The sequence below is a fragment of the Pseudomonas sp. URIL14HWK12:I6 genome, assembly GCF_000514195.1.
Taxonomy (GTDB): Bacteria; Pseudomonadota; Gammaproteobacteria; order Pseudomonadales; family Pseudomonadaceae; genus Aquipseudomonas; species Aquipseudomonas putida_A.
In genome coordinates, this window is record NZ_AZVL01000011.1 from 82,855 (window position 1) to 97,764 (window position 14,910).

Below are 14,910 nucleotides of genomic sequence, written 5' to 3' on the forward strand. Positions count from 1 at the left end.
GCGAAAGCGGTATGTCAGCAACGCAGATGTTGACTGACATTAAGCCTTCGCGAGCAGGCTCGCTCCCACAAGGGTGAGGGGTCAGACGCGGAACTGGCGCAGCAACTGGTTCAACTGCTCGCTCAACTGTCCAAGCTTTATGCTCGCCACACTCGACTGCTCCGCCGCCAGCGCCGTACTGTGCGACAGACCGGCGGCCTGCGTGACGTTCTGGTTGATGTCCTCGACCACATGCGCCTGTTGCAGTGTGGCGCTGGCAATCGAGGCATTCAGGCCGTTGAGATTGCGCAGGGCCTGGCCGATCGCGTTAAGGCTGGCACCGGCGAGGCCGGCCTGTTCGATGGTCAGTTGCGAGGCCTTGCTGCTGTCGCCAATGACTTTCACCGCCGCTTCGGAATGATTCTGCAGGCGTTCGATCATGCTCTGGATTTCCGCCGTCGACTTTTGCGTGCGCTGCGCCAGCAACCGTACTTCATCAGCCACCACCGCAAAGCCCCGGCCCTGTTCCCCGGCGCGGGCCGCTTCGATGGCCGCGTTGAGCGCCAGCAGGTTGGTCTGCTCGGCAATCGAACGGATCACCTCCAGCACACTGCCGATCTGCGTGCTTTCGGCCGCCAGGGTGCGAATCACTTCGACCGCTTGATCAATGGTTCCGGACAACTTGTCGATCTGTTGCAGACTGCCGTCGATGTTGATCTGGCCCTGCTGCGCCTGAGCTTCGGCATCGCGCATTTCAGCGGCAGCATGTTCGGCGTTCTTCGCCACATCCTGCACGCCGTAGGTCACTTCGTTGATTGCGGTTGCGACCAGTTCCATCTGCTGCGATTGCTGTTGGCTGCGCTGCTGGGCCTGAGTCGCATCGTTGCCCAGTTCACTGGACGACTGCCCCAGCTCACTGGCCGAAACCTGCAGGTCACCGATGACCCGGCGCAACTTGGCGGTGAAGGCGTTGAAGTGATGCGCCAGTTGCGTGACTTCGTCCTGACCGTGGGTGTCGAGGCTACGGGTCAGGTCGCTCTCGCCGCTGGCGATGTTGGCCATGGCGTTCACGGTTTCCTGTAACGGACGGACGATGCTGCGGGCAATCAAAATCACCAGCAGGGCCATGATCACGGCGATCACCAAACCAATCACCGAAGCCTTGATCAACTGCCCCCGGAACTCGCTCTGCACATCATCGACGTAAACGCCCGAACCGAGCACCCAGCCCCACGGCTCGAACAATTTTACATAGGAGGTTTTCGCCACCGGTTCGCTGGCACCGGGCTTGGGCCAGCGGTAATCGACCATGCCCGCGCCTTTGCTTTTGGCGATCGCGACCATCTCGTTGAACACCGCGAAACCGTCTGGGTCGCGGATCGCCGAGAGGTTCTGGCCTTCGAGTTTGGGGTTGGTCGGGTGCATGACCATCACGGGGGTGAGGTCGTTGATCCAAAAGTAATCGCTCTGGTCGTAGCGCAGGCCACGAATCGCGGTCAACGCCTGTTTCTGCGCGGCGTCGCGGGTCAGGGTGCCGGCGGTTTCCAGGTCGTGGTAATAGGTCAGCAGGCCGCTGGCGGTCTGCACCACATGCTGGGTTTTCTGCGCCTTGGCGTGGTACAGGTCATCGTGGATCTGCTTGAGCATCAACACGCCCAAGGTCAACAACATGACCACCGCCACAATCAAAATGAGCCACAAGCGTCGGCTGATCGACACACTGCGCAAGCTGTTCATAACGCTGTCACTCCGATTTCTTTTTCTTGTAATAAATCAACGCCAGCATCCAACCACGTTTGGGTGGTCAGGCATACGCGACCCAAGTCGAATAACGCCGCAGCACTATTAAGGCTTGTCTGTTAGGATTTCGGCCCCGCGCGTGAAAACCTGAATCCAAATTGATATTTCACGGAATTTTGACCGTTTCGTGTGGATGCTGTGTGCGCGGAATCGGTACAGCTACAAACAGCTACGCTGATCGCAGTGAACGTAAAAAAATACTATCGGGGCATGCCTTTGTGCATCGCTCTTTGGGGGACTGATGGATCTTTGGACCGCCTTGCAGGCACTGATTCTTGGAGTTGTAGAGGGGCTGACGGAGTTTTTGCCCATTTCCAGTACCGGACACCAGATCATTGTTGCCGACTTGCTCGACTTCGGTGGCGAACGGGCCATGGCGTTCAACATCATTATTCAGCTCGGCGCGATCCTCGCGGTGGTCTGGGAGTTTCGTCGCAAGATTCTCGACGTGGTGATCGGCTTGCCGACCCAGCCGAGTGCGCGGCGTTTTACCGCCAACCTGCTGATCGCGTTTCTGCCGGCGGTGGTGCTGGGGGTGATTTTTGCCGACCTGATTCACCAATACCTGTTCAATCCGATCACCGTCGCGACCGCGCTGGTGGTGGGTGGTGTGATCATGCTGTGGGCCGAGCGTCGGCAACATGAAGTGCACGCCGAAACCGTGGACGAGATCACCTGGAAGGACGCGCTGAAAGTCGGTTTCGCGCAGTGTCTGGCGATGATCCCCGGTACCTCGCGTTCCGGCTCGACGATCATCGGCGGCCTGCTGTTCGGCCTGTCGCGCAAGACCGCGACCGAATTCTCGTTCTTCCTGGCGATGCCGACCATGGTCGGTGCGGCGGTGTACTCCGGTTACAAGTATCGCCATCTGTTTGTGCCGGCGGACTTCCCGGTGTTCGCCATCGGTTTCATCACCGCGTTCATCTTCGCCATGATCGCCGTGCGCGGTCTGCTCAAGTTCATCGCCAGCCACAGTTACGCGGCATTCGCCTGGTACCGGATTGTTTTCGGTCTGGTGATTCTGGCGACCTGGCAGTTCGGCTGGGTGGATTGGTCGGCGGCGAAACCATGAGTGATTCCCGCGCGCGCCGCCCGGATGGACGACCGTCCGGTGGCGGCATTCAGCATCTGAAATTGAAACTGGCGGTGCTGCTGATCGTCTGCGCGCTGCCGCTGTTCGGCTCGCTGTCGATGTGGCTGCGCGGCATCTCGCTGGTGCCGTTGACCGCTTATGGCGTGGTCAGCGTGCTGGCGTTTTTCATGTACTGGGCAGACAAGCGCAAGGCCCGCGCCGATGCGTGGCGCACACCGGAGAACATCCTGCACGCGCTGGAACTGGCTGGCGGCTGGCCCGGCGCGCTGATCGCCCAACAGGTATTCCGGCACAAGACGCGCAAGGTGTCGTTTCAGATTCTGTTCTGGGTGATTGTGGCGCTGCATCAGGTGTTCTGGATCGATCAGTTGTTTCTCGGTTCGAACCTGCTTTCACATATTTAAGCTTCACACATGACCCATGTGGGAGCGGGCTTGCTCCGGGCGGCGTTCCGACGAAAGCGGTGTGCCAATGGACGAATATGTTGTCTGACACACCGCTTTCGCGAGCAAGCCCGCTCCCACCAAAATCAAAATCAAAAAGCTAGAGCAACAATCCGATTTGGGTTTTTTTGGGCAATTTGCCTACCACCAATTGATGCGAACGCGTCAGTAATCCCTGCAGTTCCTCGGCACCCAGCGGGTAGGGCGGGTGCATGATGATCCACTGCGCCCGCGCCAGATAAGGCGCAGGGTGAATACCCGGGCGGTCGCAATGGCCGAGAAACAGATCCTTGTCGACCTTGAATGCCAGTGAATCGCCGCGCAGCCCTTGCAGGGCAAACATCTTGTTGCCTGCAATCGAGAACACCCGCACGCCGCCCCATTTGTAATCCTCCCGCGCGCCCGGCAAGGCCAGGCAGAAGGCGGCGACGTCCGCTTCGTTCATTTTTCCCTTATTCATAACAACCGCTCCCCACACGCATTGAACGATTCGACCAAGTGATCGATCCACGCCCGCACCGCCGGCATCACCCCGCGTCGATGCGGATACACCGCCTGCAACCAGCCGCCGGGCAACGACCACTCGGGCAACAGTTGCACCAGCGCGCCGCTCTCAAGGTCGGCTTCGCAATACATCATCGGCAGCAGGGTAAAACCCTGGCCGGCGAGCACACAGGCCTTGCGCACGATGAAGTCATCGATGCCCAACCGCGCCTCCATGTTCAGTTCGACGCTGTTGCCTTGCTCATCCAGCAAGCGCACATGCACCATGCGATCGGCCTCCAGCGCGCCGAGCACCGGCAGGTTCTTCAAGTCCTGCGGATGAGTGATGGTTTTGCCCTCGACAAAAGCCGGGCTGGCCACCACGACCATTTGTGCCTGGCGCAGACGCCGGGTGACCAGCAAGGGATCTTCATCGCCCAACTCGCGTACACGCAGGGCCACGTCGAAGCCTTCGGCCACCAGATCCACCCGGCGATTGAGCAGCACCACCTCCAGTTGCACCTGAGGGAATTTGCCGAGGAATTCGCTGATCACCCACGGCAACATTTCCCGCGCCAGACCGGTAGGACAGGATACGCGCAGGCGGCCACGTGGCTCGCTGGACATGCTGGCGACCGCTTCGTCGGCCATCTCCGCTTCCAGCAACATCGCCTGACAGTGACGCAAGTAGCGCTCGCCAACCGCGGTCAGGTTCAACTGGCGCGTGGTGCGTTGCAGCAGACGGGCGCCGAGGCGCTCTTCGAGTTCGGCGATGCGTCGTGACAGGCGGGACTTGGGAATGCCCAGCAAACGCCCGGCTGCGGCGAAGCCACCGGCCTCGACCACCTTGGCGAAATAGTAGAGATCATTGAGATCCTGCATGAAAAGTCCACCGTTCTATCAGTGGGACGAACTATCGCATTGTCGGCGGCTAATCAGCTATTGGTTTCTTCCGTAGGATTGTCTCCATTCCGTCGCCGCCGGCGATTCTTTACAGGAGATTCCACATGAAACTGCTGCACATCGATTCGAGCATTCTGGGCGACAACTCCGCTTCCCGTCAGTTGAGCAGCCAAGTCGTCAAAGCCTGGCAAGCCGCCGAGCCAACCGCCGTGGTCACCTACCGTGACCTGGCCGCCGACGCCATCAGTCACTTCTCGTCGACCACCCTGGTGGCTGCCGGTACCACCGCTGAACTGCGCGACGCCGCACAACAGCACGAAGCCGAACTGAGCGCCTCGACCCTGGCTGAATTCATCGCTGCCGACGCCATCGTCATTGCCGCGCCGATGTACAACTTCACCGTGCCGACCCAGCTCAAGGCCTGGATCGACCGCGTCGCCGTTGCCGGCCAGACTTTCCGCTACACCGAAGCCGGCCCTGAAGGCCTGTGCGGTGGCAAGAAAGTGGTGATCGTCTCCACCTCCGGCGGCATCCATGCCGGTCAGGCGAGCGGCATCGCTCACGAGGAATATCTGAAGCTGGTACTGGGCTTCCTCGGCATCACCGACATCGAAATCGTCCGTGCCGAAGGTCTGGCCTACGGTGATGAAGTGCGCAACAACGCGATGAGCGCTGCTCAGGCGAAGATCAGCGAGCAGTTGTTCGCCGCCGCGTAAGCATTGCGTAAAGACCTGCTGCCGTTCAGGTAGCCCCTCAAAAAACTCTGTATTCTGGTTCTGCAAGGGCCAGATGCGGAGTTTTTTGTTTCTGACTGTTGCATAATCTGGCCCGGGTTATGCAGTCAAACGATCAACGTCTGAGTGCACCGTTGCGCCGGATCTCCGAACCTCAGGGTTTGGGGCGTGTCGGAACACAAAGGATCTTTCGATTGAGTAACACAGGGTGGGCCATCCCATGATGCGTCTTTGTGCAACGTTACTGATTTGCCTGCTCGGCAGCCTCGGTTCAGTGCATGCCGCGCCCGGGCGACACCCTGTCTGGAGTGTCGGTTACCACGAAATGACATTCCTCGATCCGCTGGATCTGCAACCGATGCGCGCCATCGCCTTCTATCCTTCCAGCGACCGTGAACATAGCAGCCTGCTTGAGGGTTACACCGTCGAGGCCGGCGCTGACACCAAGGTGGCCATCGGTCGTTTTCCGATGCTGATGCTGTCTCACGGCAACACCGGAACGCCGCTGGCGCTGCATGACCTCGCCACCTCGCTGGCACGCAAGGGCTTTGTGGTGGTCGCGGTGATTCATCCGGGCGACAACTCCAAAGACCACAGCCGCCTCGGCACCCTGAGCAATCTGTATGGGCGGCCGATCCAGATTTCCGAAGCGATCACCGCCACCCTCGGCGACCCGATGCTCTCGCCGTTCGTCAACGCCGATCAGGTCGGGGTGATTGGTTATTCGGCCGGTGGCGAAACCGCGTTGATTCTCTCCGGCGCGCAGCCTGATCTGGATCGTCTGCGCCGCTACTGCCAGGAACGCCCGGACGACCATGATGCCTGTAACACCCAGGGTGAACTGATCGTCGACCGCGACGATTTGCAGCCAGTGGCCGATTCGCGCGTGCATGCCTTGCTGCTGATGGCGCCGCTGAGCCTGAAATTCGGCCGTAGCACCCTGGCGGATGTGCATGTGCCGGTGCTGCTGTACAGCGGCGATGGCGACAAACTGGTGGCCTTCGACAAAAACGCCGCGGCTCTGGCGCGCAAACTGCCGACCGCGCCGGACTTCAAGTTATTGGCCGGGGCAGGGCACTTCGTATTCATGGCGCCGTGCAATGAAGAGCAGATTCGTGCGATGCCGGCGCTGTGCACCGATGCTGACGGCGTGGATCGCGAAGACATTCACCGCAACCTGATCTCCGAGGCCGGGCAGTTCTTCTCGCGCACGCTGGGCAAGCCGAGCCGGGCGGGGATGCAGACCGCGGATCAATAAACGACTCAATCCCCCTGTGGGAGCGGGCTTGCTCGCGAATGCGATAGATCAGTCACTCTATATTTTGACTGACCCACCGCCTTCGCGAGCAAGCCCGCTCCCACAGTGATTTGTACGAAATTTCAGGATGTCGAGTGGCGCTTGAGTACCAAGGTCAACCCCAGCCCGATCACTGACAACAGCGCCGCACTGAAGAAAATCCACGCATACCCCAGATTCAACGCCACAGCGCCCATCAACGGCCCGGCAATCGCCAGCGCCAGATCAAAGAACACCGCATAAGCCCCCAACCCCGAGCCACGGCTGGAACTGGGCACCTGCTTGATCGCCTCGACCCCCAGCGCCGGATACACCAGCGACAAGCCAAACCCGGCCAGTCCCGCGCCAATCAGGGCGAACGCGGTAGAGGGCGCCAGCCACAACAACACCAGGCCGACGGTCTCGATGGTCATGCAGGCGATCGCCGAATTGAAACCGCCAAAGCGGCTGATCGCCGAAATGAACAGCAGCCGCGACAGGATGAAACATACGCCGAACACCGTCAGGCAATACGCCGCGCCGCTCCAGCCACGGTTGAGGTAATAAAGGGTGATGAAGGTGGTCAGCGTGCCGTAACCGATCGACGCCAGAGTCAAACTGGCCCCATACGGTGCAATCCGCCCGAACACCGCCCAAAAAGGCAGCCGTTCGCCGCGTACCACCGGCACCGAGGGTTTATTGCGGATCAACACCAGGGCGCCCGCGGCCAATATCGACAAGGCGATACCCAGGCTGGCAAAGCCGTAGTCGGCGACCATCACCACGCCCAGTGGCGCGCCAATCGCTATTGCGCCATAGGAGGCAATGCCGTTCCAGCCGATCGACCTCGCCGTGTGTTCGACACCGACCTGGCCCATGCACCAACTGATGGTACCGACGCCGATCAGGCCCTGTGCGACGCCGAGCAGCAGTCGACCGATGATCAGAATGATCAGGCTCGGCATCGGGAAGTCCTGCAACAGCGTTGAGATCAGCGTCAGCAGCCCGCTGAGCACAATCCCCGACAAGCCAAAAACAATCGCCCGTTTGGTACCCAGCGTATCCGACATGCGTCCGGCCATCGGCCGACTGAGCAGGGTGGCCAGATACTGCGAGCCAATGACCAGCCCGGCAACGATCGCACTGAATCCCAATTGCTCGTGAACATAGCCGGGCAACACCGCAATCGGCAGGCCGATGCACAGGAAGGCGACAAAGGTGTAGAACACGATGGAGACGATCTGCAGGGTGATCGCCAGGGAGCTTTGCGGAGGCGGTTGCTGCGCAGACATGTGGACTCGTTCGCGGGCGGCGGTGGGAGAGTGGGCATCATGGCTGGGCGCTGGAATAAAAGGAAGCAGGCTAACTATTTTTCCTGGAGGCGGTGGTGTTTTCGAGGGCCTCTTCGCGAGCAGGCTCGCTCCCACATTTGGAATGCGTTTCCTGTGGGAGCGAGCCTGCTCGCGAAGGGCTTTGCAGCACAAAATCACTATCCCTTGAAATGCAAAAAGCCCCGTCACAAGGACGGGGCTTTTATCTTGCAGCTAGCAGCTCAATACTCGAAGCTGCTCTTAGAACACCACACCCTGACTACGCAGGTAGTCATCGTAAGTGCCGCTGAAGTCAGTCACGCCGTTGGCGCTCAGCTCGATGATGCGTGTCGCCAGGGACGATACGAACTCACGGTCGTGGCTGACAAAGATCAGCGTGCCCGGGTAGTTTTCCAGCGCCAGGTTCAGCGCCTCGATCGATTCCATGTCCAAGTGGTTGGTCGGTTCGTCCATGATCAGCACGTTCGGCTTTTGCAGGATCAGCTTGCCGAACAGCATGCGACCTTGCTCACCACCGGAAATCACTTTGACCGACTTGAGGATCTCGTCGTTGGAGAACAGCATGCGGCCCAGAGTGCCGCGAATCATCTGCTCGCCCTGAGTCCACTGACCCATCCAGTCGAACAGCGTCACGTCGTCTTCGAAGTCGTGCGCATGGTCCTGAGCGTAGTAGCCCAGTTCCGCGGCGTCGGTCCACTTGACGCTACCGGCATCCGGGGTCAGTTCGTTGACCAGGGTACGCAGCAGGGTTGTTTTGCCGATACCGTTCGGGCCGATGATCGCTACGCGCTCGCCGGCTTCAACCTGGAAGCTGAAGTCCTTGAACAGTGGCTTGCCGTCGAAACCTTTGGCCATCTTTTCGACCATGACCGCCTGGCGGTGCAGCTTTTTGTTCTGCTCGAAGCGTATGAACGGGCTCACGCGGCTGGACGGCTTGACCTCGGCCAGCTGGATCTTGTCGATCGCCTTGGCGCGGGAAGTGGCCTGTTTGGCTTTCGAGGCGTTGGCCGAGAAGCGGCTGACGAACGATTGCAGCTCGGAAATCTGCGCTTTCTTCTTGGCGTTGTCCGACAGCAGTTGCTCGCGGGACTGGGTCGCCACGGTCATGTACTCGTCGTAGTTGCCCGGGAACAGGCGCAGCTCGCCGTAATCCAGGTCAGCCATGTGCGTGCACACGCTGTTCAGGAAGTGACGGTCGTGAGAGATGATGATCATCAGGCTGTTACGCTGGGTCAGAACGTTTTCCAGCCAGCGAATGGTGTTGATGTCCAGGTGGTTGGTCGGTTCGTCGAGCAACAGCACTTCCGGATCGGAGAACAGCGCCTGCGCCAGCAATACGCGCAGTTTCCAGCCTGGCGAGACTTCGCTCATCGGGCCGAAGTGCTGTTCCAGCGGAATACCCAGACCCAGCAGCAGTTCACCGGCGCGGGATTCGGCGGTGTAGCCGTCCATCTCGGCGAACTCGGTTTCCAGCTCGGCCACGGCCATGCCGTCTTCTTCGCTCATCTCCGCCAGCGAGTAGATGCGATCGCGCTCGGCCTTGACCTTCCACAGCTCTTCGTGACCCATGATCACGGTATCGATCACGGTGAATTCTTCGTAGGCGAACTGGTCCTGGCGCAATTTACCCAGACGCACGTTCGGCTCGAGCATGACCTGACCGCCGGACGGATCGAGGTCGCCGCCGAGGATTTTCATGAAGGTCGACTTGCCGCAACCGTTGGCGCCGATCAGGCCGTAGCGGTTGCCCGCACCGAATTTGACCGAAACGTTTTCGAAGAGCGGCTTGGCGCCGAACTGCATCGTGATGTTAGCTGTGGAGATCAATTGCTTTACCTATCAATGGGTTGCGAGCCGCACATTTGGCGCTTGGGCCATTATTGGGGCATTTTGGAGCGTTTTCTTCCCGGGCCCGGTCACTGTTGGCGTACAGCCAGCAGGCATGGGTCGAGAGCAGCCTCTGGACGCGGTGTCCAAGCTGTTGGGCAATAAAGGCGGGATTCATGCCAGACATTGCGCGCATTGTCGCATAAGTCATGCGGCAGTTGTATGGCAGACGCTAATGAACCTGAAGGCTGTTGCGTAACGGTGTTCCTTGCCGCGCAAGGCTGAGGTCGGCCCGGACTGGCCGCGCTTGGAGCAATCCAGGGAGCAACCAAAACCAGCAACATCGTCTACATTTCAAACAGGAATTTCTCATGAGAGGACGGTCATGTTTAAAACACGATTACTTGTTGCGTCTGTTACTTGCCTGGCTTTGGCGGTGAGTTCAGTAACCGCACTGGCCGATCCGGGAAATGGTAATGGTAATGGCAAAGGGAACGGCAAGGGCGGCTCCCAGAACAGTCAGGGTCACGGCAATCAGGGTGGCAAAAACAAAGGATCCAACTCGGGCAACCGGGATTATGCACCGGTGATCGATCGAAACGGTGTGCTGGGTGTGCTCCACGGCTACAGAGACTACTGGAGCCCCGGTCCGGCACTGCCTCCCGGCATTCAGAAGAATCTGGCGCGCGGCAAGCCGTTGCCGCCGGGTATCGCCAAAAAACTGGATGGGCGACTGGCGGGGCGCCTGCCTCATTACGACGGATATGAGTGGCAGCAGGCGGGCACCGATTTGATCCTGGTGGCGATTGCGAGCGGGCTTATTTACGAAGTGCTGAATGGCGCTTTCGATTAATCGGTTGCCGGTTCTAAGGCAGCATCTCCAGCAAAGGCCGCGCCGAAGGTCAGGTAACGGATCATGACGGCGGGGCCCTTAGGCAGCATGGCGTCCATGGTCAACCTATCGGACTCGACCACAATATCGTCCGTGGGCACGGCATAGCGACCTCGGTCGAAGCGTATTCCAACCTTTGTTTTTGTTCTGCGTCAGCACTCCTGCACCTGCACGAGCGTATTGTCGCGCCTGCCGTTTGGCAGATTCTGCGGACAGTTTTTAACAGATCAGGTTCACCATTGGTTACAAAGTATGGCTAAAATGCCATCCGATTACCCAATAGCCGCTAACGGCATGGGCTCAAGGAAGTGCCACCGGGATAGTATCTGTATTCATGCCACTGCATAGACCCTGGGCCTCCGGCCGGCAGGCGCGCAGTTTGTTCACTTTTGACGTGTGACGATTTCCGTGAAACTCATCATTGCCGCTATTTATGTCATTTCGATTGCATACGTTCACCTTCGTGGCCGTGTGCGTCACAAACTGGGCCGTCAATTGAGCGATCACTCGACGTTTCTGGCCCCGATCAACTGCTTCCTTTACCTGTTTTCGAAGAAGCCGAACAAACCGTATCTCGATCCGTCCGAGTTTCCGGACCTGAGCCCGTTGCAGGCGCATTGGGAAGAAATTCGCCAGGAAGGGCAGGATTTGCTGCGCGCCGGTGAGATCAAGCGCTCGAATCAGTACGATGACGTCGGTTTCAATTCGTTCTTCAAAAGTGGATGGAAGCGCTTCTACTTGAAATGGTACGGCGAGAGCCATCCGTCGGCGATGAAGCTGTGCCCGCGCACCACTGAGCTGGTGCAGAGCATCGGTTCGATCAAGGCCGCGATGTTCGCCGAGCTGCCACCGGGTTCGAAACTGGTTCGCCACCGTGACCCGTATGCCGGTTCGTACCGCTACCACCTGGGGCTCGACACGCCGAACGACGCCGGTTGCTACATCAATGTCGACGGTGAGAGCTACCACTGGCGCGACGGTGAAGCGGTGATGTTTGATGAGACTTACATCCACTACGCCGAAAACACCACCGACAAAAACCGCATCATCCTGTTCTGCGACATCGAGCGCCCGATGAAATATCGCTGGGCGGCAGCGTTCAACAGCTGGTTCAGCCGTACCGTGATGTCCGCGGCCGGTGCGCCGAACGACGCGGGTGACCGCACTGGTGGGATCAACCGCCTGTTTACCAAAATCTACAAGGTTCGCCTGCGTGGTAAAGAGCTGAAAAAACGTAATCGCGCGCGCTATTACATGGAAAAGTGGGCGATTTTTGGCGGTTTGCTGGCGATCTTCATTTTGATCTGACCGGTGTATCGCGCCTGTTTATGCCATCGCCAGCAGGCTGGCTCCTACAGTGGAATGTGAGTTCAGGAAAGAACGCATTTCAACTGTGGGAGCGATGAGTCTCTCAAAGCCAACCTGTCAGCTTCCTGACAGGAACCGCATCTGATTTACTCCCCCGAGGCCTTTTTGGTCTTTCTCGCCGGGGCTGCCTTACTGGCAGGCTTTTCTTTTGCCTTCGCTTTGGCCGGCGCTTTACCGCCCAGGCTGCGTTTAAGCAACTCGGTCAAGTCGATAACATCCGCAGACTTGCGCTCCTCCTCGCCACCCACGGTCTCGACATCCTCGATCTTGCCTTCGTGGGCCTTTTTCTCAACCAGGGCCATGATCTTGTCTTCAAACTCGTCCTTGTAGTCCTCCGGGCTCCAGTCGCCGCTCATGTCCTGCACAAGACGTTTAGCCATGTCCAGCTCGCCCTTGGCCAGTTGCGGCTTGGTCACCTCGCTGCCCAGTTCCAGTTCGTCGAGGCCGCGCACCTCTTGCGGCCAGCGCAGTTTGACCAGCACCAGCGCCGATTCCAGCGGCATCAGTGCTGCCAGATATTGCCGAGTGTGCAGGACGACGCGGGCGAGGGCGACCTTGTTGGTTTTGCTCAATGTTTCGCGCAGCAGGGCGTAGACCTTGCCGCCGCGCTTGTCAGGTGCGAGATAGTAGGGTGTGTCGATGTTCTGCAGCGGGATCTGCTCGGCATCGACGAAGGAGAAAATGTCGATGGTCTGCGTCGACACCGGGTGCGCCGAGCGGATCTCTTCCTCGCTGAGCACCACGTAGCGACCTTTTTCATAGGCCACACCTTTGACGATGTGCTCCTTGGTGACTTCCTTGCCGGTGACCTTGTTCACCCGTTTGTAGCCCACCGGATCCATGCTGCGGCTGTCGAGCCAGTCAAAGTCCACGCCGTGCGAAGAGGTTGCCGACACCAGCGCGACAGGGATGTGTACCAGTCCGAAACTGATCGCGCCTTTCCAGATTGCCCGAGCCATGGTGAGTTCTCCAAGTGATGATCAGGTGACCTGTGGCGCAGTGCGAAAGTTTCCGGCATTTGCGTGGCGCGCGGCGTTGCCGGTCAAGCCGTGTTACATCTTGTTTAAGGGCGACGGGTTAACAAATCCGAACCCGGGGCGTAGCGTGGACTCGAAGGCTCTATCACCTGTGCACCGCGAGGCCACCCCATGAACCGAATACTGCCAGGCATTATCGTTCTGCTCCTTGGGGCCGGTCTGGCGCATGCCGACGTCGCGGCACCGTCCGCGCCGCTGTTGCTGGCGCAAAGTCCCACCGGCACCAACAACAATCCCTACAACAGCCCGATCCGCCGGGCCAATCCCAACAGCATGCAGGGCACGCAGCCCAGCGCGCCGGCGATTCGCGGGCCGAATACAGTGCCGGTACCCAGTACGCCTACCGTTGGCAACGGTGGGATTGGCAATGGTCAGCAGCAGCGTTCGGTACCGAGTACGCCGCCCAGATTCATCCCCAACCCACCGCCACGCGATGGAGACAGCAACCGTTGAACGGCGGGACTGCGTTCCTGTCAGCCTTTGAAATGAACAAAAGGAATCGTGCATGTTGCGTAAAACCCTTCTAGCCACGCTGTGCGCCGGCGCGCTGATCAGCGCTCCAGCTTTCGCCGCTGCTCCACAAGAGTTGCAAAGCGAGCAGGGCACCCTTGAAGTCACCACGATTACTCAAGGCCTTCAGCACCCTTGGGCGCTGGCGTTTCTGCCGGATCGTCAGGGGATGCTGGTGACCGAGCGTCCGGGCAACCTGCGGGTGATTACACCCGACGGCAAGCGTTCCGAGCCCATCAGTGGCGTGCCGAAGGTCTGGGCCAAGGGCCAGGGCGGTTTGCTCGACGTGGTGCTGTCGCCGGACTTCAAACAGGATCGTCTGGTCTATCTGTCCTACGCCGAGGGCGGTGGTGCCGGGGACAAGGCCGGTACGGCGGTGGGGCGTGGGCGGCTGTCGGATGACCTGAAGACGATCAGCGATTTCAAGGTGATCTTCCGTCAGGAGCCGAAACTCTCGACCGGCAACCACTTCGGCTCACGACTGGTGTTCGACCGCGACGGTTATCTGTTCATCACCCTGGGCGAAAACAACGACCGACCGACCGCGCAGGATCTCGACAAGCTGCAGGGCAAGGTCGTGCGGATCTTCCCCGACGGCAAGGTGCCGGATGACAACCCGTTCGTGGGCCAATCCGGTGTGCGTCCGGAAATCTGGTCGTACGGCCAGCGCAACCCGCAGGGCGCGGCGCTCAATCCGTGGAATGGCACTATCTGGGAAAACGAACACGGCCCCCGTGGCGGCGATGAGGTGAACATCATTGAGCGCGGCAAGAACTACGGTTGGCCGCTGGCGACTCACGGCATCAACTATTCGCTGCAACCGATCCCGGAAGCCAAGGGCAAGAGTGTCGAGGGTGCGGTTGATCCGCACCATGTCTGGGAGAAGTCCCCCGGTGTCAGCGGGATGGCGTTCTATGACGCTGACCGCTTCAAGCCTTGGCAGCAGAACCTGTTCATCGGCGCTCTGGTCAGTCAGGAGCTCATTCGCTTGCAGTTTGACGGGGACAAGGTGGTGCACGAGGAACGGCTGCTGGGTGAGCTGAAACAGCGGATTCGTGATGTACGGCAGGGGCCGGATGGCTATCTGTATGTGCTGACAGATGAGCAGGACGGTGCGCTGTACAAGGTCGGCCTGAAATAACTTCACTTCCAATTTTCACTGACGTCCTGTGGCGAGGGAGCTTGCTCCCGCTGGGTTGCGCAGCGGCCCCAAGCTCTTGTGAGCGCTACGCAC

The 14,910-nt window shown here is 59.5% G+C and carries 14 protein-coding genes; 8 read left to right on the plus strand and 6 right to left on the minus strand.

The genetic code is table 11. The features are described from left to right. Window positions 1-81: 81 nt before the first annotated feature. On the minus strand, window positions 82-1,716 hold the full coding sequence (locus H043_RS0116105) for a methyl-accepting chemotaxis protein (protein ID WP_027612706.1): 1,635 nt from the start codon (window positions 1,714-1,716) through the stop codon (window positions 82-84). Between the two features lie 304 nt (window positions 1,717-2,020). Here H043_RS0116105 and H043_RS0116110 point away from each other — a divergent pair, with 304 nt between their 5' ends. After that, complete coding sequence (locus H043_RS0116110; protein ID WP_027612707.1) at window positions 2,021-2,851, plus strand: undecaprenyl-diphosphate phosphatase; 831 nt, start codon at window positions 2,021-2,023, stop codon at window positions 2,849-2,851. Further along, a complete protein-coding gene (locus H043_RS0116115) occupies window positions 2,848-3,276 on the plus strand; it encodes a DUF1294 domain-containing protein (protein ID WP_027612708.1) in 429 nt (142 codons plus the stop codon). The genes H043_RS0116110 and H043_RS0116115 overlap by 4 nt, the downstream gene beginning before the upstream one ends. A 139-nt stretch (window positions 3,277-3,415) precedes the next feature. On the opposite strand, the gene H043_RS0116120 is transcribed toward H043_RS0116115, so the two are convergent. Together H043_RS0116120 and H043_RS0116125 are read right to left on the minus strand one after the other, a co-directional pair. Next, window positions 3,416-3,775 carry an MmcQ/YjbR family DNA-binding protein gene (locus H043_RS0116120; protein ID WP_027612709.1) on the minus strand — a complete coding sequence of 120 codons (360 nt, stop codon included), beginning with the start codon at window positions 3,773-3,775 and terminating at the stop codon, window positions 3,416-3,418. Continuing rightward, window positions 3,772-4,680: a LysR substrate-binding domain-containing protein gene (locus tag H043_RS0116125; protein ID WP_007964611.1), complete on the minus strand. Its 909-nt coding sequence runs from the start codon at window positions 4,678-4,680 to the stop codon at window positions 3,772-3,774. The genes H043_RS0116120 and H043_RS0116125 overlap by 4 nt, the downstream gene beginning before the upstream one ends. A 125-nt stretch (window positions 4,681-4,805) precedes the next feature. On the opposite strand from H043_RS0116125, the gene H043_RS0116130 reads away from it, so the two are divergent. Together H043_RS0116130 and H043_RS0116135 are read left to right on the plus strand one after the other, a co-directional pair. Then, complete coding sequence (locus H043_RS0116130; protein ID WP_027612710.1) at window positions 4,806-5,417, plus strand: FMN-dependent NADH-azoreductase; 612 nt, start codon at window positions 4,806-4,808, stop codon at window positions 5,415-5,417. A gap of 238 nt (window positions 5,418-5,655) precedes the next feature. Then, window positions 5,656-6,693: a dienelactone hydrolase gene (locus H043_RS0116135; RefSeq protein ID WP_027612711.1), complete on the plus strand. Its 1,038-nt coding sequence runs from the start codon at window positions 5,656-5,658 to the stop codon at window positions 6,691-6,693. A 122-nt stretch (window positions 6,694-6,815) separates the two neighbouring features. Here the strand turns inward: H043_RS0116135 and H043_RS0116140 are convergent, their stop codons facing one another. Beyond that, window positions 6,816-8,003, minus strand: coding sequence for an MFS transporter (locus H043_RS0116140; RefSeq protein ID WP_027612712.1), 1,188 nt, complete (start codon window positions 8,001-8,003; stop codon window positions 6,816-6,818). A 279-nt stretch (window positions 8,004-8,282) separates the two neighbouring features. Then, the gene (locus H043_RS0116145; RefSeq protein ID WP_027612713.1) at window positions 8,283-9,869 is read right to left on the minus strand and encodes an ABC-F family ATPase; all 1,587 of its coding nucleotides are present in this window, start codon (window positions 9,867-9,869) and stop codon (window positions 8,283-8,285) included. A gap of 385 nt (window positions 9,870-10,254) precedes the next feature. On the opposite strand from H043_RS0116145, the gene H043_RS0116150 reads away from it, so the two are divergent. Both H043_RS0116150 and lpxO read left to right on the plus strand, forming a co-directional pair. Then, complete coding sequence (locus tag H043_RS0116150) at window positions 10,255-10,722, plus strand: anti-virulence regulator CigR family protein (RefSeq protein ID WP_027612714.1); 468 nt, start codon at window positions 10,255-10,257, stop codon at window positions 10,720-10,722. 447 nt (window positions 10,723-11,169) lie between these two features. Beyond that, the gene (lpxO, locus tag H043_RS0116160) at window positions 11,170-12,069 is read left to right on the plus strand and encodes a lipid A hydroxylase LpxO (protein WP_027612715.1); all 900 of its coding nucleotides are present in this window, start codon (window positions 11,170-11,172) and stop codon (window positions 12,067-12,069) included. A gap of 146 nt (window positions 12,070-12,215) precedes the next feature. Here the strand turns inward: lpxO and H043_RS0116165 are convergent, their stop codons facing one another. Further along, a complete protein-coding gene (locus H043_RS0116165) occupies window positions 12,216-13,088 on the minus strand; it encodes a Ku protein (protein ID WP_027612716.1) in 873 nt (290 codons plus the stop codon). A 189-nt stretch (window positions 13,089-13,277) separates the two neighbouring features. On the opposite strand from H043_RS0116165, the gene H043_RS0116170 reads away from it, so the two are divergent. Beyond that, window positions 13,278-13,619, plus strand: a complete 342-nt coding sequence (locus H043_RS0116170; RefSeq protein WP_027612717.1) for a hypothetical protein — start codon at window positions 13,278-13,280, stop codon at window positions 13,617-13,619. A gap of 52 nt (window positions 13,620-13,671) precedes the next feature. Continuing rightward, the gene (locus H043_RS0116175) at window positions 13,672-14,817 is read left to right on the plus strand and encodes a PQQ-dependent sugar dehydrogenase (RefSeq protein WP_027612718.1); all 1,146 of its coding nucleotides are present in this window, start codon (window positions 13,672-13,674) and stop codon (window positions 14,815-14,817) included. The last annotated feature ends 93 nt before the right edge of the window (window positions 14,818-14,910 follow it).

Excerpts from the sequence above, each read along its gene's own strand:
- H043_RS0116170 (WP_027612717.1), top strand. The coding sequence starts at position 13,278 with ATGAACCGAATACTGCCAGGCATTATCGTTCTGCTCCTTGGGGCCGGT.
- H043_RS0116175 (WP_027612718.1), top strand. The coding sequence starts at position 13,672 with ATGTTGCGTAAAACCCTTCTAGCCACGCTGTGCGCCGGCGCGCTGATC.
- H043_RS0116120 (WP_027612709.1), bottom strand. The coding sequence starts at position 3,775 with ATGAATAAGGGAAAAATGAACGAAGCGGACGTCGCCGCCTTCTGCCTG.
- H043_RS0116140 (WP_027612712.1), bottom strand. The coding sequence starts at position 8,003 with ATGTCTGCGCAGCAACCGCCTCCGCAAAGCTCCCTGGCGATCACCCTG.
- H043_RS0116110 (WP_027612707.1), top strand. The coding sequence starts at position 2,021 with ATGGATCTTTGGACCGCCTTGCAGGCACTGATTCTTGGAGTTGTAGAG.
- H043_RS0116150 (WP_027612714.1), top strand. The coding sequence starts at position 10,255 with ATGTTTAAAACACGATTACTTGTTGCGTCTGTTACTTGCCTGGCTTTG.
- H043_RS0116105 (WP_027612706.1), bottom strand. The coding sequence starts at position 1,716 with ATGAACAGCTTGCGCAGTGTGTCGATCAGCCGACGCTTGTGGCTCATT.
- H043_RS0116165 (WP_027612716.1), bottom strand. The coding sequence starts at position 13,088 with ATGGCTCGGGCAATCTGGAAAGGCGCGATCAGTTTCGGACTGGTACAC.
- H043_RS0116135 (WP_027612711.1), top strand. The coding sequence starts at position 5,656 with ATGATGCGTCTTTGTGCAACGTTACTGATTTGCCTGCTCGGCAGCCTC.
- H043_RS0116125 (WP_007964611.1), bottom strand. The coding sequence starts at position 4,680 with ATGCAGGATCTCAATGATCTCTACTATTTCGCCAAGGTGGTCGAGGCC.
- H043_RS0116115 (WP_027612708.1), top strand. The coding sequence starts at position 2,848 with ATGAGTGATTCCCGCGCGCGCCGCCCGGATGGACGACCGTCCGGTGGC.
- H043_RS0116130 (WP_027612710.1), top strand. The coding sequence starts at position 4,806 with ATGAAACTGCTGCACATCGATTCGAGCATTCTGGGCGACAACTCCGCT.